Origin of the sequence: Brachyspira hampsonii (genome assembly GCF_002214805.1) — a bacterium.
Taxonomy (GTDB): Bacteria; Spirochaetota; Brachyspiria; order Brachyspirales; family Brachyspiraceae; genus Brachyspira; species Brachyspira hampsonii.
This window is the reverse complement of record NZ_CP019914.1, coordinates 2,321,219-2,337,105: the sequence shown is the minus strand read 5'-3', so window position 1 is coordinate 2,337,105 and position 15,887 is coordinate 2,321,219. Positions and strand designations below refer to the sequence as shown.

Sequence of the window (15,887 nt, the reverse complement as noted above, 5' to 3'; positions counted from 1 at the left end):
AGATAAAAAATAAATAATTATTTAGTATCTGACATAATAAGATTATATCTAGTAGAGTCATTCAAATTCTTAACCCATTTTATAGTCTTATTAACAGTTTCACCAGCAGCTCCTACATTAATAATCTTTCCATTAACTTTAACTACAACCTCTCCAGCATTACCTATAGTAAGCATAACAACATCTTTAGCCTCTAAATACAATGTTTTACCGCTTAAAAGGTTAGTAGTTGCCGGTCTGTTTGAATCTATAAAATATCTTATATATACAAAATGCTTAGCAGTTATCTCTATTCTGATATCTACTTTCTCAGTATCCTGTTCTATATAAGTTTCTCCATTTATCACAAGTAAATTTGTAGAAATTGTATTATTATAATTAGTACTATTTAAAGCAGCATCTGTTTCAATATCATTTGTATAACCTGTATTAACCATTTGATTTTCTTCAAGTTTTTCCATTTCCACAGTAGCCGAATTATCATAAACTTCTATAACGCTTATCCTAAAATCATTTATTCCATTACCGTTCAAATCCAATATTATAGGACTGCTCTTAGAGAAAGATAAGTCCTGTCCGTTAATATTTATATGCAGAACATTTCCTATGCTGTTAAATTTAATTGTAGCAGATATTCCAAGAGGCTTAAAATATATAATATCTCCGGATTTTACGCTTTGTTTAGCCTTACTGTCAACTATATTCTTTGATATTTCAACTTCATTCCTATTTTGTCTTTTGTTATTTGAAGGAAATATAAATCCTGTTATATTTTTCCAATTAAGTACTATAACTGCTATAACAACAATAACCGCAAGTACAACAATTATTGTAGGTATTATAGATTTATCCTTATTCCTTAATTTATATAAATCTCTCCTTGCCATAAAAATCAAATCTGTTTCGGCACGGTTATTTGTATTAGTATTTTTATTTTTTTTATTTGTTTCTTTTATGGTTTTTTCTTCATGCTTTTCTGTATTTATAACATCTTTAAGAGATTCTTTTGTATTAGTATCTTTTGCTTCTTTATTAATTTCTTGTTCTTTGGTATCTTTAACATCTTTATTGTCTTTAATTTCTTTAACAGGCTCTTTATTTTTTTAATATTTTTTATACTCTTATTTCCTTTTAATAAATCCTGTTCGGACTTAATGCCGTTTTTCTGCAAATTATATCTTTCAAGAACCATATCAGCATCTAATGATAATTTATCGCTCAAATTCTTTATAAAGCCTTTTACATATATCTCTCCCGGCAGAACATCAAATTCCTCATTCTCTAAAGCCTTTATAAATCTTGCAACTATATGAGTAGTAGCCTCAAGTTCTTCTATTGTAAGCCCTTTCTTTTCTCTAGCATTTTTTAATATTTGACCTATAGTTTCCATATAAATCCTTAAAATTAATTGTTAGGTACTAAACCATCTTTAAGAACCTGCATATTTTCTGATATTTCCGGTTCAAAATCCTTATTGTTATCTTCATAATTAGGGTTATATCTAATAGATGTAAATAAATACTCTACTGGAACATTTGTAGTTGTTATTCCTAATATTCTTATAATCATACCTGTATTATCTACCCATAAATGTATTTTAGTGAAACCTGTTCTGTCTACGCTGGCCTGTTTTGAAGTTAAAAGCATATGATAAGCCTTTCTGTTATCATTTGCAGCATAAGAACTATTATATTTAGCTATTCCCAATTCAGAATCGTTAAAACTGTTTACAGACACAAGTTCTCTTTCATTATAAAAATCTATATTAAATTTAGTAGTAAGTCTCATAATTCCTTCAGGAGTATATATGGCACCTGAATCACCGTAATTTAATTTCTGTTCTGCCACAACATTATTTTTAGGAAATATTATCCATAAAGTTTCTCCATTACAGTATATAGACTGCCCATTTCCTCCGCTTGAGTACTGCATTCTAAACAAATTAGGATTTTTAGTTATAACATTTCCGTAAGATACTTTTTCACCATTTCTCTCTACAAAATTAGCTGAAAAACCTTTAATAGCAGAAAATCTATTAGATATCATACTAACAACTTTTTCGGGAGTCATTATTTGAGAATGAGCTTGAATACTTAGCAATATAATAAACAATACAATTTTTTTCATAAATTATTTTTCTTTCCTTAAATATTAAACTTTAACTCGATTTTTTACTAATATTATATGATATAATAAAAATCTATAAAAAACAAGTATTTTATTTTTTTATTTAAAACAAATAAATTCATACTCGTTTTTTATAAAAAATGCTTATAAATTTTTAATTTTTTTATAATATATATACTTATTAATATTTATAGGAACTATATATTACCTCACATTAATGACTTATTTAAAATATAAAGTATATTTTAAATATATAAAGATAAGAATTGAAAATCACATTATGATAATAATATATAAATCATAAAAGGAGGTAATATGAAAATAAACAATACAAAATACAATATGAAAAAATCAAGAAGCATATACAGCAATAGAAGTGCCATAATACAAAATGATGAAGAAATAGTTCTTTTGCTAGGAAATGAAATGAGAAAAGAAAATACTGTTGATGTTGACACTGCTGTATATTTATCTCTGCCTAGTTTTCTGAGACTATATGATACACTAAAAGAAAAAATTGATAAATTTAGAGAAGGGGGAAATTTAATATAAAACTAATTAATGAAAAGGAGTAATTTATGGAAAAAAATATTACAAAAAACAGTATAAAAGAATACTATATAAATAATGATAAAAATATAATTCTAATAATAGAAAAAGATATTAATTCAAGCATATACAATGAGCTTTATAATATACTAAATAGGCTGTTAGAAAATTATACCAAAAATATAATTATACATTTCGTAAACAATACTAAATACATAATATCCAATGCTATATATTTAATGCTTGAAGTTCAAAAAGTATTGGAATTTAGGGGAGGAAATTTAATATTAACGGGATTAAATGAATATTCAAAATGGTCTTTAAAATCATTAGAAGCACATAAAAAAGTAAAAATATATGATGATATACAAAGTGCTATAAAAGAAATAAAAGCATCATAATATAATAAAAAAATAGGCATGGGAAATAATTTCCATGCCTATTTTAAATTAATATATCAAAAAGTTAATTTTGATTTGTTAATATAGCATTTACAAAATCTGCATAACTTACATTCTGCAAATTATAAACATGTAAAAATCCATTGGTAGCCATTATACTCGAAGCTATAGCAGATCTGTTTCCGCTTCTGCAGTATACTATATATTCTTTATTTTTATCTAAAAGATCTATTTTACTTTTGAAATCTGTATTAAGTACATCAATATTAATAGAATTAGGGGCACTTCCTCCCATATATTCTTCTGCTGTTCTAACATCTAATAAAACTAAATTAGTTGATTTACTCATCAAATCCAATGCTTTTTTTAAATTGACATTATTATAAGGTTTTTTGGAGCATGAAAATACAAATAATAATGATATTGAAATAATAAAATATAATGAAATCTTTTTCATATTCATAGTTCCTTTAAAATTATGCCGATATTATGTTAATAACAATAATATTATATTTAAACATTTTGTCAAACAATTTTATCAATAAAGTAATTATTTTTTATATTTTTAGGAATTATACTGTTTATATAATATAGTATAATTTATTTGCGGATAATGGTAATGATAAAAAAGATATATTGTTTATTAATTTTAGTTATGCTGATGTTATCTTGTTCTGATAAAAAAGAAATAGATAATAAAAATTCTATAAAAGTCATAGAAGATGATGAATATATAAAAAATGTTATAAGGGATTCTTCTAAATAATTGGAAAAACACAATGTTCATCAATCAAAATATTAAAGCATACTTATGCACATTTTTCAGTATATTAATGTGGGGTATTACTTTTATTTCTACAAAAATATTATTAAGAGATTTCTCCCCTATAGAGATACTTTTCAGCAGGTTTTTATTAGGATTTGCTTTACTCTTAATAATATACCGTAAAAATAATAAAATACATACAAAGAAAGAAGAAATATTATTTGCTCTTACAGGATTAAGCGGAATAACACTTTATTATTTATTTGAAAATATAGCATTAAACTATTCTTTGGCATCAAATGTTGGTATCTTAGTTGCTATAGGTCCATTATTTACAGGAATATTCGCATCAGTATTTTTAAAAGAAAAACTAAAAATTAATTTCTTTATAGGATTCATATTTGCTATAATCGGTATATTTGTGATAGCATTCAATGGAAAGTTTATATTAAAAATAAATCCTATAGGGGATATGTTTGCCGTATTAGCTGCTGTTATGTGGGGAATATATTCTGTATTAGTAAAAAAAATTGCAGATTTGGGATATAATTCTGTTTTAATAACTAAAAAAACTTTTATGTATGGAATAATATTTATGCTGCCTGCAATGTTATTTATGGGCTTTGATGTAAATATAAATGATTATTTAAAACCTATAAACTTAATCAATTTTTTATTTTTATCTTTTATCGCATGCACTTTATGTTTTATAACTTGGGCTTATTCCATAAAAATATTAGGTGCTGTAAGAACTAATACATATATATACTTCATACCAATAATAACTTTAATAGCTTCAAAAATCATTTTAGATGAAAATATAACTGTATTCGCTGTAGTAGGAATAGTTTTTATATTATTAGGAGTTATAATATCGCAGGCAAATATTTCATTCAAAAAAATGAATAAAATAAATACAAAAAAGATAATAAACAATCAATAATATATTTATTTTTTCTTATTAGATTTTTTTTCTTTATTTTTTTCTTTATGCTCTTTATATTCATTTTTAAAATAATCGCAATACTGAGATACTGTGCATTTTGAACATAATGGAGAAATAGGCTTGCATAAATTCTGTCCGTAAACAACCAAAGTATCATTATAAACCCTCCAATACTCTTTAGGAAGTTTATCTCTTAATGCAAACTCTGTTTCTTCAGGAGTTTTTGTATTAACATATCCGAATCTATTTGATATTCTATGAACATGAGTATCAACACATATACCGTCTTTATCAAATGCTTCAGTTACTACCAAATTGGCAACTTTTCTTCCCACACCTTTAAGTTTTAAAAGCTCATCTATTTCATCAGGCACTTGTCCGTTAAAATCATCTATTATCATTTTAGATACTTCCAATATATTTTTAGCCTTTACTTTATAAAAACCAACAGGATATATAAGTTTTTCTATTTCTTCTTCTGTAAGTTTAAGCATATCTTTAGGATTTCCAGCTTTTTCAAATAATCTCATAGAAGCATCTCTAGTTGTAGGATCTTTTGTTCTAAGTGAAAGCATTGTAGATATTAAAATTTTATATGCATCTCTGTTTGTTATTATTTTTATTTCAGTTACAACAGGCATAGGCATTTCTTTAGTAACTTTTGTAAGCTCTTTCATTATTGGGTGAATATCATTATCATTCATAAAATATGTCCTTTATACAATATAAAACAATAAACTATTTATTAAACAAATACCAAAATTTAGAATCTTTTTTTATAAAAGGCTTAAGCTCTAAATATGTAAACTCAATTTCTATAATACCATGAGCATAATCAGCAATCTTATATAAAGGCCATATAAATGTTACACCAGATGGAGTTATATCATAAATATCACTAAGTTCAATAGAATAAAAATCAAAAAAATCTTTTTCAGTAAAATTCCTAAGTAATTTACTTCTCATCAAATTAATTAATTCTCTATCATTTTTATTTTCTATTAGCTCTGATAGATTCAAACCTATTCTTTCACCTGTTGAAATTAAATATATAGCAGGCACAGCATTATATATACCATGAATTCCGCCTGTATAAGAATAATTATATATAGTAAATGATATTATATTCTCATCTAAATAAGAAACATTTATTTCTTTTATTAATTGAAAATCCTCATTATTTTCTTTGGATTTTTTCCACACATTATATTCATCAATAATAGAATTATTAAGTATAAATGCTATTCTATTTGTATTTAAAGATTTTACTCCATCAACATCTAAAGAAATTCTATCTAAATTATTAAGATTTTTTTCATTTTTTATTATTACAGCATCTTTACTCGATTCAAATTTTCTGCCGTCATCTAAAGCAGCTTCCAAATCTAAATTGATAATATCAAGAGTGTTTATAGGATAAGATTTATTCATATAAAATGAAAAATCATATTTATTTTCTCCGTCTTGAGATGTCCATTCCCCTGAAAAAAATAAATCATTAGAAACTATTCCATTAAAATATCCTGTTACACGATTATTAACCTTTTCTTCAATATATAATTTATTTTGATTAATATGTCCTTTTATATCTATAAATTGATTTATATTTTTGTAATAATATTTTCCAAATACATTAGTTCCATCCATTATATTTAAATACATAGATATTTGAGAATTTCCAATATTGCCATCACATATATAAAACTTCACAAGCGAAATTTCCGGCTGCTGAGAAAATAAAATATTTGAATAGAAAACAAATAATAATATATAAAACAATTTAAATATCTTCAAATTATTATGCTCTTTTAAATTATTTAATAATGAGATATTATATATTTTTTACAAAATAAAACAAGGGCAATACTCATAAAGCATTGCCCTTAAAATACAATATAATAATTAAATTTACTTAGCTACATAATTAACTATTCTAGCAAATTTATCAGCAACCAAAGATGCTCCGCCTACCAAAGCACCATCTATATTAGGCATATTAAGTAAATCATCAGCATTTTTTTCATTAACACTTCCGCCATAAAGTATAATCATACCTTCAGCAACAGAATCATTGTAAAGAGATTTCAAAGTTTCTCTAATAGTTTTATGAACATCATCAGCATCCTGAGGAGTAGCAGTTTTACCAGTACCAATAGCCCAAACAGGTTCATAAGCTATAACAACTTTTTTAGCTTCAGCCTCGCTTAAACCTTTGAATGCTTCTTTAATCTGAGAACTTACTATATCAGAAGTAATACCCTTCTCTCTTTCTTCTAAATGCTCTCCAACGCATAAAACAGGTATAAGATTCTTATCCAAAGCTCTTTTTACTTTCTTGTTTATGAGCTCGTCTTTTTCGCCGAATATATCTCTGCATTCAGAGTGTCCTACAATAACATACTCGCATCCTACAGCCAAAAGCATATCAGCAGAAATCTGTCCTGTAAAAGCACCCTTTTCCTCAAAGTATAAATTCTGAGCACCTAATTTAATATTAGTTCCTTTAATAGCATTATGAACATCACTTAAACAAGTAAATGTAGGAGCTATCATAATATCTCTGTCTTTAACATCTTTAACTAAATCTTTTAAGCTATTAACTAATTCTAAAGCTTCTTTATTGGAATTATTCATTTTCCAATTACCAGCAATAAGTTTTTTTCTAGCCATTTTATTTCTCCTAAATTATATATTAATTATCTTTTAATAATTTACTAACATCTTTAAAACAAGGAACTTTACAATTTTCTATATGACCAAACATTATCATTTCTGTAGTTACTATATTAGCACCAAGATTAGCCATTTGCTTTAAAGCTATATCCTTACTCTCTTTAGTTCTGGAAGAACAAGCATCAGCAACAACATATACATTATATCCATTTTCTAGCAAATGAACAACACTATAATAAACGCAAACATGAGTTTCTATACCAAACACTACAATATTATTTTTATTGATAGAATTAAACTCATTTACAAAATCTTCAGTACCGAATATACTAAAATATTCTTTAGCAAAAAGTTTATAATTTTTTGGCAGCTTAACTTTCTCATCAGTACTGCCAAGACCTTTAGGATACTGTTCTGTAACTAAAACAGGAATATTATGCATATCAGCAGTTCTAAAAAGCATATTAGTATTTTTTATAACAGTATCAATATCATATATAGCAGGAACTAATTTAACCTGTTCATCAATACAAATATATAGAGTATCATCTTTGTTTATTAGAGGTTCTTTCATTAATCTCATAAATAACTCCTTCAATATAATTTTATTAAAATTATATTCTAAAATAAAAAAAATACAATAAAAAAAGGGGAAACTATTAAGTTTCCCCTTAATCTATTAATTAGCCTTTTATTTCCAAACTAATTTAATTATTGAGCTTGTTCTTGAGCAGCACCTTGATCAGCAGCAGCACCGTTATTAGCAGCACCTTGATCAGCAGTACCATCACCTATACGTCTTTCTTCAAGAGCTCTTAATTCAGCTTGTTCGCGTATTCTAGCAGCTTCTATAGCTTCTTTTCTATCATTTTCAGTTTTTAAGATTTGCCAAGTAGCTTCATCATCGATATCTTCTTCAGCATCAACAACTACTACATCGTACTCAAGTGTTACATCTTTAACATAAGTAATGAAATCTCCGCCTTGAGTATCTTTAGTTCTGTAGAAACCTAAAGAATCTAATTTTACAGAAGGGATCATTCTAGGATAAAGAGGTTCTCTTACTAATATTCTGTCGCGAACATTAGGTAAATATTCTCTGTTTTCCCATCTTACTTGTCTCCAACCATTGAAGTAAACAGTACCCATAGGATAAGATTTTAATGCACCGTATTCGTTTTGTAAGTTTACGAAATAGCTAACTAAGAAATTGCGTCCGTAAACCCAAGAGCTTATAGATTTAATTTCGCCTACATTATGTATAACACCTTTACCTTCTGTATATTTAGTACCATCAGCACCGCCATACATTTCAAGTTCATATACTGGTTTTACTAAAGCATAGCTGTTCCAACCTGCTAATGGGAAATGTACTCTTATACCAAGAACTTTACCAGCTTCCCAAGCACCATTGTTACCTTTACTATCTACGTTAGTAACATAAGAATTTCTGCGATTTTCTGTTAATCTAGCAGATTCATTCAACCACACTACCCAGTTATCATTATAAAGATTTTCTGCAACTGGAACTAATTCATTTGTATCACCTTCTCCACCTTGTAAGTTATCAGCATTACCTGTTAAAGCAAAATCAATCAAAGTTGAGTTTGTTAAACCGTAAGCAGATGCAGCGATAAAAATTGAAGTTAATACTACGAATAACTTTTTCATAATTTATTGCACTCCTTGTACTAATTAATAAGCATAATAATATAACTTTTATACACTAAATTTCTTAATTTGTCAAGCAAATTTAGTCAAAAAAATAAATCAATATTTGACATTATCTATTATTAATATAGAATATTACGCAAAAATGTAATTATGTAAATTAAAAATGAGGTTTATGCTATGGCTGATAATAAATCACAAACTAAAACTATTAAACCGCCTATATTATTTTCCAAAACTCAGGAAATTATTAATAAAATTACAAAACATCTTGATGCTCCATTACTTTCATATTGGAACTCTAATGGAGGAAGTATATGCCAAAATGATGTAATTGTACTCTCTGATATACTTAAACATATAGGAAAATGCGATAAAATATACTTCTTTATAAAAAGTTCCGGAGGAAGCGGACAGGCATCTTTAAGAATAGTACATCTTCTTAGAGAGTCTGCCAAAAAAGTTGTGGCATTGCTGCCTTTAGAAGCTGCAAGTGCGGCTACAATGCTTTGTTTGGGTGCTGATGAAATACAAATGGGACCTTTAGCATTTATAACAGCTGTAGATACATCGCTTCAGCATGAATTATCCCCTGTAAATAAAGATAATAGTCTTGTATATGTCAGTCAGGATGAATTGGCTAGAGTGATAAAACTATGGAAAGAGCAGTCAAATAATAATGATAATAATCCTTATGAACATATATACAAATATATACACCCTTTAGTTTTGGGAGCTGTTGACAGGGCTTCAAGCCTTTCAATAAAGTTATGTAAAGATATTTTATCATATCATATGAAAGATCAGAAATTAATAGATGATATATCAAATTCTCTCAATTCTTCTTATCCTTCGCATAACTACCCTATTACTATAAGAGAAGCTAAAAAATTAGGACTTAATGTTAAAGAAATGGATGATAAACTAAATGAATCATTAATGTCGCTAAATGAATATTACTCAGAAATGGGACAGAAATCCTGTACAGATTATGATGAAATTAACTATCATGACAATGAAATATTAAACATACATGAAGGCAGCACAATACAAATATATTATCAGGAAGATAAAGATTGGCATTACAGAGTCGAAGAGAGAAGATGGATTCCTATGAATGATAATAGTTCTTGGATAAAAAACACTTTAATAAACGGAAAACAAAACAGAAGCAAATTTCATATTCGATAATATAAATTATATTATTGATTCAAATCTACTTATAACCTCATTAGGCTTTATAATCTCCCGGCATTCAAATGTTTCTAATTTACATTTTTTGCCGCCGCATACACAGGCAGGATTATCCGGCTTTTTCTCTATTATATGGCTATTAATACCAATAGGAAAATTCTGATAAGCAGGTGTTGCAAAATATAATCCTAAAGTAGGTATTCCAACTATAGAAGCCAAATGCATAGCTCCTGAATCATTGCCTATAAAGCCATTACATAAGCTCAAAATACCAGTTATCATATCTAATGACATATAAGGTATTATAGGCTCTTTTAAAAGCATAGCTGATATTTTATCAGATATCTCTTTTTCATTAGGTGTGGTAATAAATAAAGTAAGAGCATCATATTTGTTTGACAGATAATTAGCAACTTCAGCAAAATACTCCTCCCGCCAAATTTTACCTATACTGTTAGTTGCTCCTATACCATAAGCAAATATTTTTTTATTCTCAGGATTCACAGTTTTTAAATAATCTCTTGCCTTATTTAATACATCTTCTCTTATTTTTAATTTAATACTAGGTCTTTGCTCATTTATTCCAATAGCTTTAAGCAAATTAACATAATAATCTGATGTATGTATCCACCTAACCTCTTTTCTATAAACCGCTTTTGTAAGCATAAAATTTCTACAATCGGCTTTATAACCTATACGATTTTTTATACCATGTCCAAATACTCTAAAAGCACTTTCAAATGAATTAGGAAAAATCAAAGCAGCATCAAAATTATATTTTCTCAAATGCGGAAACCTTTTTACTTCCAAACATTCATCAACTAAATCAGAAGCAGTAAATATTCCAAACATAGATTTTTTTGCCATGACGGTAATTTTTATACCCTTATATTTTTCTTTTATTAAATAAATGGCAGGCATAGACATAATTATATCTCCAAGCCAATTAGGTGAATGTATAAGCAAGTTCTTAATATTTTCCATAAAAATAATAAAATTATAAAAATATAATTAAAAATCATCTAAATCTATGAAATCATCCATAAATTTTTCATATCCTGATATTATAGTTTTATAAATAGTTCCTTCCATTATTAAATTACTAGACTTTCTAATATTTTGAAAATATTCATAAAGCATAGAAAAGTCATTTTTAAAAATATTTTTCCACACATCTTTAGCAGATTCTACAACTTCAACATTGCTGCAATTTATTATAATATATTTTAATTTATTATCTATATACTTAGTTGAAATTACTATATCTATATGCTTGTCATTAATAAAAGATAATTGATCCTGACAATATATAGAATTTATAGGGCTTTCATCAGTAGGTATTAATTTTTCATTTTTATCTATATAGTTGTTAGAATAATAATTCATACCTTTAAATAATAAAGTAATATAAAAAGGCTCTAATTCTACATCCATAGATTTTATATCTATTAGAGTATTAGCCAAATTAGTTAAAATAATATCATTTAATTTTATAGATATATCATTTTCAGTTATTTTTATATCTTCTATTACAGCACTATGCATTTGATTAAGTCCTATATAATCAATACTTTTTCCGAGTCTGGCTGCATTAGAAAATAGGAAATTCTTATAAACATTATCAGATACATGACATCTCTCAAATGTTTCATCATCTAAAATTATAGCATCCTTATCAGAACGGCCTTGATACTGACTATAGAATATAGTTTCATATACACTAGGCGATAACATAGAAGCTATCTCATATAATCTAATATTACTATAATCCATAAATCAACTATATAATATTTCCTATATTTTTTATATCATAATCAATTACAAATAAATCATATTTAGTCAATATTTTAGAATTATTATGATAAAATTTACTGTTAATACAAGTAAACTTTATCGGAATATTTTTCTCTTTAGATAAATCGTATGCTATACTTTCTCCTTTTTCTATATCGTCAAAAGAAGTTTCATTCATTAAATGAGTATTATTTATTATACCAGTAACTTTTAAGCCAAGAACCGACTCTATATCAATCAGATGCCCCAATGCTAATTCAAAAGTGGAATTTTCTTTTCTGTTGGCGTTAAAAATAAAAAAAACATCTGTTTCATTAATATCAACATTATCACGAAAAGAAGCGAATGATAAACTGCCTGCTGAATTGCCGCCCATATCAATTATGCCTATAATATCTTTTCTATCGAAAATAGAATAAACCTCAGCAGAAACCGCAGGTAAATCAGAACCTGACTGCGGAAGATAACTTCCTATAACTTTTATATTTTTTCCTTCTAAATACGAAGAATGCTCTCTGGATCTAAAATAAGGGTTTACAACATCTAAATCAGCAATATAAATACCTTTAGATGTGAAATTTCTAATATACATACTATAGTTAATAGAAAAAGTTGTTTTCCCAACTCCATAATGACCGCAAACGATTGTAACTCTATTATATTTATTCATAAATAATTTCCTAAAACCCTTTTATAACTAAAATATAATATATTTCATAATTTTTTCAAATTTTTTTAATTAAATAAATAAAGACTAATTGCATAATTTGCAAGTATAATATACAAAAACCTCAAAATAAATTTACTATTTTGAAATAAAATATAACCGATACTATATAACAAGATTGTTTTTATAAGGTTTTTATTATAAAAGAATAAAATAAAAAATTTGGGATAAAAAATGAAAAAATATATATTTATTTTGATATTTGTATTTGGATGCAGTTTATTTTCTCAATATGCAACAAATGATGCTTATATTCCGCCTCAAAATAACACACAAAATAATACACAAACAGAAGAAAATAATCAAAATAATGATGAATATATAACTAATGATGCTATAATGGGCAGAAAACCTGCTGTAATAGATACTCCTATAACAGGATTCAAAAACATTACTTTAGGGGCAACAAGACAAGATACTATAAATGCTATATTAAGCGATAATACTATGACTTTGCCTAAACAATATATGACAGGTACTGTTGATTTGAATGCTGAAGAAAGTGCTACATTTCTTGCATTAGAAGAAAATAAATTTTATAAAAGCGGATATTTCATATTTAAAAATGATGCTTTATATTCTATAACTATAAATTTTCAGCCTAATCAGGTTGATTTCCTTGAATTATTATCTGCTTTAAACGCTAAATACTCTAAAGGAGCTTTCCTAAATGCCAATACAGTAGCTTGGCAGAATGGAGATATAAGAATAATATTAGAAAGACCAAGCATTGTAAAATATATAGATATGAATAATGTTACAACAACATCAGATACAAGAATAAAAGAAAAGGAAGCTATGCCGCCTCAAAATACAAGAAAATCTATATTGGAAGGACTTTAATAAATGTTTAAATATATATTATTAATATCATTTGCTATATTATTCTCAATATCATGCAGCAGCAGTAATAATAAAGAAAATACTAAAAGAGTTGAAATAATTCTAAGCGATGAAGATTTTAAAGAAAATGTAGAAGTAAAAAAATATGATGAAGATAAATTAAAAAATCTAGCTTTATCTTCTTTAAAAGAGTTTTACTCACTGCCTTATAATCAGGACAGTGTTAGAATAGCTTATGAAAAATTCTATTCTACAAATTATAAAGAAGTATTAAGAAAAAGCAGAAATATAAAAAATGCTGAAGAATATGTACAAAGCGATCCTTCATTAGATTTTGAATTTGAAACTAAAATAGAAAAGGTTTATGATATAAAATTGGAAGGAAAAAAGGCTTATATAGATGCCGATTCATCTGTTTATGACAGAGTAGAAGATACTACTTCAAAAGCAAGACAAACATTCATAATGTCTTATGAAAACAACAAATGGGTTATTTTGTAATTTTATATCTAATAGCATTAAATTAATTAAACCATAATATAATCATAAAAAATAATCATTAATCATACTTTTATTTTTACCGAAAATATTAACATAATATTATTATTTAGGAGTTTACCTTGAAAGAGCCAATCTTAGCAGGATTAGATGCAGGAAGTGCATCAATAAAGACTGTCATTGCCCGTGTTAATAATGACAAATTAGATGTTATAGGTATAGGCGAAAGCGAAAGCGAAGGCATCAAAAAAGGAGTTATTATCAATATAGATGCCGCTGCCAATGCTATAGAAAAATCTATAAATGAAGCTGAACATATGGCTGGATTACAAGCTCCTGATATAATTGCAACAATAGGCGGAGATCATATAAAAGGATTAAACAGTAAAGGTGTAATAGGTGTCAATACTAAAGATAAAGAAGTCACTCCCGCCGAAATAGAAAGAGTTTTAGAAAGTGCAAAAAATATATTAATACCTGCCGATAGAGAAATAATAGAAGCTATAGAACAGGAATATTCTTTGGACGGACAAGATGAAATAAAAAATCCTGTGGGTATGTCCGGAACCAGACTTGAAACTAAAGTGCATATCATAACAGGACTTAAACATGTAAGCGAACATTTAAGAAAAACTTTAAATAAAATGCGTTTTTCCGGAAAGGACTTTATAGTTAATATAAGAGGAAGTTCTGAAGCATGTCTTACTGAAGATGAAAAAGAGCTTGGAGTAGTTGTATTTGATATAGGACATTCCACTACTTCTATTATGGTATATTTGGAAGGTTCCGTTTGGCATACTGCTGTTATACCTGTAGGAAGTCAGCATATAACTAATGATATAGCCGAAGGATTAAGAATCACAATACCTTCTGCTGAAAGATTAAAAAGAGATCATGGTTTTGCATTTATAGATATGGTTGGAGAAAAGGAAATTATTGAAGTACCTACTGCAAGCGGACAAATGCGTACTATACCTAAAAGAGTATTAACTGAAATAATACAGCCTAGAGTAGAAGAAATTTTCAGTTTATGCGGAAAAGAATTAAATAAAATGAAGTATATTGATTCTCTTTCTGCCGGTATGGTGTTTACAGGAGGCGGTGCATTGCTTCCGGGATTGGTAGAACTTGCTAAGGCTTATCAAACTGCTGTTAAAGGTGCTGCCCCTATTAGTGCCAGAATAGGTGTGCCTGATAAAATTGAAGGCATAAGAGATATAGCGAATAATCCTGCATATTCAGCTGTAATTGGAATACTTATGATGAGTTTAGATGAAGCTACTCAGGTAAATATACCTCATAAAAAAACATCTGAAAAAGGTAAATTTAAATTCAACTTTAAAAACCCTTTCTCTGAGTTTTTCAAATAAAATATTCATTACATCAGGCAGTAAAATATGAATAATCAAGAACCGGATAATGGTGATATTCTTGCTATAACAATTCAGCTTATATTAGTAAGAATGATTATGATTAGTAATCTTGTAGCTTCTATAAGTTTAATAATAGTAAATGAAGGCATTAAAAGATATTATTTTATTGCCGCATTAGTTTTTGCTTTATTTTTAGTTATATATTTTCTTAAATCTATCAAAATAAAAATGTCTTTAATATACAGTATTATTCTAGCTGTAATAATATTTGCAGCTAATTATTTTTTATAAAAATTTCATACTTAAATAAAAAATTAACTATAAC

General features: G+C 26.9%; 21 protein-coding genes. 9 read left to right on the top strand and 12 right to left on the bottom strand.

The window, feature by feature from the left end:
* Positions 1-17: 17 nt before the first annotated feature.
* The 3 genes from BHAMNSH16_RS14640 to BHAMNSH16_RS10275 form a co-directional block, all read right to left on the bottom strand.
* A complete protein-coding gene (locus BHAMNSH16_RS14640) occupies positions 18-887 on the bottom strand; it encodes a hypothetical protein (protein ID WP_241033604.1) in 870 nt (289 codons plus the stop codon).
* A gap of 95 nt (positions 888-982) precedes the next feature.
* Complete coding sequence (locus tag BHAMNSH16_RS14635; protein ID WP_241033603.1) at positions 983-1,390, bottom strand: helix-turn-helix domain-containing protein; 408 nt, start codon at positions 1,388-1,390, stop codon at positions 983-985.
* Between the two features lie 14 nt (positions 1,391-1,404).
* Positions 1,405-2,127, bottom strand: a complete 723-nt coding sequence (locus BHAMNSH16_RS10275) for a LolA family protein (RefSeq protein WP_008729274.1) — start codon at positions 2,125-2,127, stop codon at positions 1,405-1,407.
* A gap of 315 nt (positions 2,128-2,442) precedes the next feature.
* On the opposite strand from BHAMNSH16_RS10275, the gene BHAMNSH16_RS10270 reads away from it, so the two are divergent.
* Both BHAMNSH16_RS10270 and BHAMNSH16_RS10265 read left to right on the top strand, forming a co-directional pair.
* Positions 2,443-2,679 (top strand): DUF3467 domain-containing protein, encoded by a 237-nt coding sequence (locus BHAMNSH16_RS10270; protein WP_008729275.1) that lies wholly within the window; start codon positions 2,443-2,445, stop codon positions 2,677-2,679.
* A gap of 26 nt (positions 2,680-2,705) precedes the next feature.
* Complete coding sequence (locus BHAMNSH16_RS10265; RefSeq protein WP_069731457.1) at positions 2,706-3,077, top strand: STAS domain-containing protein; 372 nt, start codon at positions 2,706-2,708, stop codon at positions 3,075-3,077.
* A gap of 64 nt (positions 3,078-3,141) precedes the next feature.
* Here BHAMNSH16_RS10265 and BHAMNSH16_RS10260 read toward each other — a convergent pair whose 3' ends face one another.
* Complete coding sequence (locus BHAMNSH16_RS10260) at positions 3,142-3,534, bottom strand: rhodanese-like domain-containing protein (RefSeq protein ID WP_069731456.1); 393 nt, start codon at positions 3,532-3,534, stop codon at positions 3,142-3,144.
* 162 nt (positions 3,535-3,696) lie between these two features.
* On the opposite strand from BHAMNSH16_RS10260, the gene BHAMNSH16_RS14330 reads away from it, so the two are divergent.
* Both BHAMNSH16_RS14330 and BHAMNSH16_RS10255 read left to right on the top strand, forming a co-directional pair.
* Complete coding sequence (locus BHAMNSH16_RS14330; protein ID WP_164071391.1) at positions 3,697-3,843, top strand: hypothetical protein; 147 nt, start codon at positions 3,697-3,699, stop codon at positions 3,841-3,843.
* A gap of 13 nt (positions 3,844-3,856) precedes the next feature.
* Positions 3,857-4,786: a DMT family transporter gene (locus BHAMNSH16_RS10255; RefSeq protein ID WP_069731455.1), complete on the top strand. Its 930-nt coding sequence runs from the start codon at positions 3,857-3,859 to the stop codon at positions 4,784-4,786.
* A gap of 5 nt (positions 4,787-4,791) precedes the next feature.
* Here BHAMNSH16_RS10255 and BHAMNSH16_RS10250 read toward each other — a convergent pair whose 3' ends face one another.
* From BHAMNSH16_RS10250 to BHAMNSH16_RS10230, 5 genes are all read right to left on the bottom strand, one after another.
* Positions 4,792-5,493: an endonuclease III domain-containing protein gene (locus BHAMNSH16_RS10250; protein ID WP_069731454.1), complete on the bottom strand. Its 702-nt coding sequence runs from the start codon at positions 5,491-5,493 to the stop codon at positions 4,792-4,794.
* 34 nt (positions 5,494-5,527) lie between these two features.
* Positions 5,528-6,583, bottom strand: coding sequence for a polysaccharide deacetylase family protein (locus BHAMNSH16_RS10245; RefSeq protein WP_206193847.1), 1,056 nt, complete (start codon positions 6,581-6,583; stop codon positions 5,528-5,530).
* A gap of 114 nt (positions 6,584-6,697) precedes the next feature.
* Positions 6,698-7,459 carry a triose-phosphate isomerase gene (tpiA, locus tag BHAMNSH16_RS10240; protein ID WP_008730481.1) on the bottom strand — a complete coding sequence of 254 codons (762 nt, stop codon included), beginning with the start codon at positions 7,457-7,459 and terminating at the stop codon, positions 6,698-6,700.
* A 22-nt stretch (positions 7,460-7,481) separates the two neighbouring features.
* On the bottom strand, positions 7,482-8,045 hold the full coding sequence (locus tag BHAMNSH16_RS10235) for an isochorismatase family protein (RefSeq protein WP_008730480.1): 564 nt from the start codon (positions 8,043-8,045) through the stop codon (positions 7,482-7,484).
* Between the two features lie 128 nt (positions 8,046-8,173).
* Positions 8,174-9,133 (bottom strand): flagellar filament outer layer protein FlaA, encoded by a 960-nt coding sequence (locus BHAMNSH16_RS10230; protein ID WP_008730479.1) that lies wholly within the window; start codon positions 9,131-9,133, stop codon positions 8,174-8,176.
* A gap of 180 nt (positions 9,134-9,313) precedes the next feature.
* Between BHAMNSH16_RS10230 and BHAMNSH16_RS10225 the strand changes: the two genes are divergently transcribed.
* Positions 9,314-10,324, top strand: a complete 1,011-nt coding sequence (locus BHAMNSH16_RS10225) for an SDH family Clp fold serine proteinase (protein WP_008730478.1) — start codon at positions 9,314-9,316, stop codon at positions 10,322-10,324.
* Between the two features lie 6 nt (positions 10,325-10,330).
* Here BHAMNSH16_RS10225 and BHAMNSH16_RS10220 read toward each other — a convergent pair whose 3' ends face one another.
* From BHAMNSH16_RS10220 to BHAMNSH16_RS10210, 3 genes are read right to left on the bottom strand one after another with little or no spacing between them, the layout of a single operon-like run.
* Positions 10,331-11,311 carry a glycosyltransferase family 9 protein gene (locus BHAMNSH16_RS10220; protein WP_039954778.1) on the bottom strand — a complete coding sequence of 327 codons (981 nt, stop codon included), beginning with the start codon at positions 11,309-11,311 and terminating at the stop codon, positions 10,331-10,333.
* 27 nt (positions 11,312-11,338) lie between these two features.
* Positions 11,339-12,100 (bottom strand): hypothetical protein, encoded by a 762-nt coding sequence (locus BHAMNSH16_RS10215; protein ID WP_008730476.1) that lies wholly within the window; start codon positions 12,098-12,100, stop codon positions 11,339-11,341.
* A gap of 7 nt (positions 12,101-12,107) precedes the next feature.
* Positions 12,108-12,791 carry a hypothetical protein gene (locus BHAMNSH16_RS10210; protein ID WP_008730475.1) on the bottom strand — a complete coding sequence of 228 codons (684 nt, stop codon included), beginning with the start codon at positions 12,789-12,791 and terminating at the stop codon, positions 12,108-12,110.
* 231 nt (positions 12,792-13,022) lie between these two features.
* Here BHAMNSH16_RS10210 and BHAMNSH16_RS10205 point away from each other — a divergent pair, with 231 nt between their 5' ends.
* From BHAMNSH16_RS10205 to BHAMNSH16_RS10190, 4 genes are all read left to right on the top strand, one after another.
* On the top strand, positions 13,023-13,691 hold the full coding sequence (locus tag BHAMNSH16_RS10205; protein ID WP_008730470.1) for a hypothetical protein: 669 nt from the start codon (positions 13,023-13,025) through the stop codon (positions 13,689-13,691).
* 3 nt (positions 13,692-13,694) lie between these two features.
* Positions 13,695-14,192, top strand: coding sequence for a hypothetical protein (locus BHAMNSH16_RS10200; protein WP_008730469.1), 498 nt, complete (start codon positions 13,695-13,697; stop codon positions 14,190-14,192).
* Positions 14,193-14,311: 119 nt separating this feature from the next.
* Positions 14,312-15,559 carry a cell division protein FtsA gene (gene ftsA / locus BHAMNSH16_RS10195; protein ID WP_008730468.1) on the top strand — a complete coding sequence of 416 codons (1,248 nt, stop codon included), beginning with the start codon at positions 14,312-14,314 and terminating at the stop codon, positions 15,557-15,559.
* A gap of 27 nt (positions 15,560-15,586) precedes the next feature.
* Positions 15,587-15,853 carry a hypothetical protein gene (locus BHAMNSH16_RS10190; RefSeq protein WP_008730467.1) on the top strand — a complete coding sequence of 89 codons (267 nt, stop codon included), beginning with the start codon at positions 15,587-15,589 and terminating at the stop codon, positions 15,851-15,853.
* The last annotated feature ends 34 nt before the right edge of the window (positions 15,854-15,887 follow it).

Excerpts from the sequence above, each read along its gene's own strand:
- BHAMNSH16_RS14640 (WP_241033604.1), bottom strand. The coding sequence starts at position 887 with ATGGCAAGGAGAGATTTATATAAATTAAGGAATAAGGATAAATCTATA.
- BHAMNSH16_RS14635 (WP_241033603.1), bottom strand. The coding sequence starts at position 1,390 with ATGGAAACTATAGGTCAAATATTAAAAAATGCTAGAGAAAAGAAAGGG.
- BHAMNSH16_RS10275 (WP_008729274.1), bottom strand. The coding sequence starts at position 2,127 with ATGAAAAAAATTGTATTGTTTATTATATTGCTAAGTATTCAAGCTCAT.
- BHAMNSH16_RS10270 (WP_008729275.1), top strand. The coding sequence starts at position 2,443 with ATGAAAATAAACAATACAAAATACAATATGAAAAAATCAAGAAGCATA.
- BHAMNSH16_RS10265 (WP_069731457.1), top strand. The coding sequence starts at position 2,706 with ATGGAAAAAAATATTACAAAAAACAGTATAAAAGAATACTATATAAAT.
- BHAMNSH16_RS10260 (WP_069731456.1), bottom strand. The coding sequence starts at position 3,534 with ATGAAAAAGATTTCATTATATTTTATTATTTCAATATCATTATTATTT.
- BHAMNSH16_RS14330 (WP_164071391.1), top strand. The coding sequence starts at position 3,697 with ATGATAAAAAAGATATATTGTTTATTAATTTTAGTTATGCTGATGTTA.
- BHAMNSH16_RS10255 (WP_069731455.1), top strand. The coding sequence starts at position 3,857 with ATGTTCATCAATCAAAATATTAAAGCATACTTATGCACATTTTTCAGT.
- BHAMNSH16_RS10250 (WP_069731454.1), bottom strand. The coding sequence starts at position 5,493 with ATGAATGATAATGATATTCACCCAATAATGAAAGAGCTTACAAAAGTT.
- tpiA (WP_008730481.1), bottom strand. The coding sequence starts at position 7,459 with ATGGCTAGAAAAAAACTTATTGCTGGTAATTGGAAAATGAATAATTCC.
- BHAMNSH16_RS10235 (WP_008730480.1), bottom strand. The coding sequence starts at position 8,045 with ATGAGATTAATGAAAGAACCTCTAATAAACAAAGATGATACTCTATAT.
- BHAMNSH16_RS10230 (WP_008730479.1), bottom strand. The coding sequence starts at position 9,133 with ATGAAAAAGTTATTCGTAGTATTAACTTCAATTTTTATCGCTGCATCT.
- BHAMNSH16_RS10225 (WP_008730478.1), top strand. The coding sequence starts at position 9,314 with ATGGCTGATAATAAATCACAAACTAAAACTATTAAACCGCCTATATTA.
- BHAMNSH16_RS10220 (WP_039954778.1), bottom strand. The coding sequence starts at position 11,311 with ATGGAAAATATTAAGAACTTGCTTATACATTCACCTAATTGGCTTGGA.
- BHAMNSH16_RS10215 (WP_008730476.1), bottom strand. The coding sequence starts at position 12,100 with ATGGATTATAGTAATATTAGATTATATGAGATAGCTTCTATGTTATCG.
- BHAMNSH16_RS10210 (WP_008730475.1), bottom strand. The coding sequence starts at position 12,791 with ATGAATAAATATAATAGAGTTACAATCGTTTGCGGTCATTATGGAGTT.
- BHAMNSH16_RS10205 (WP_008730470.1), top strand. The coding sequence starts at position 13,023 with ATGAAAAAATATATATTTATTTTGATATTTGTATTTGGATGCAGTTTA.
- BHAMNSH16_RS10200 (WP_008730469.1), top strand. The coding sequence starts at position 13,695 with ATGTTTAAATATATATTATTAATATCATTTGCTATATTATTCTCAATA.
- BHAMNSH16_RS10190 (WP_008730467.1), top strand. The coding sequence starts at position 15,587 with ATGAATAATCAAGAACCGGATAATGGTGATATTCTTGCTATAACAATT.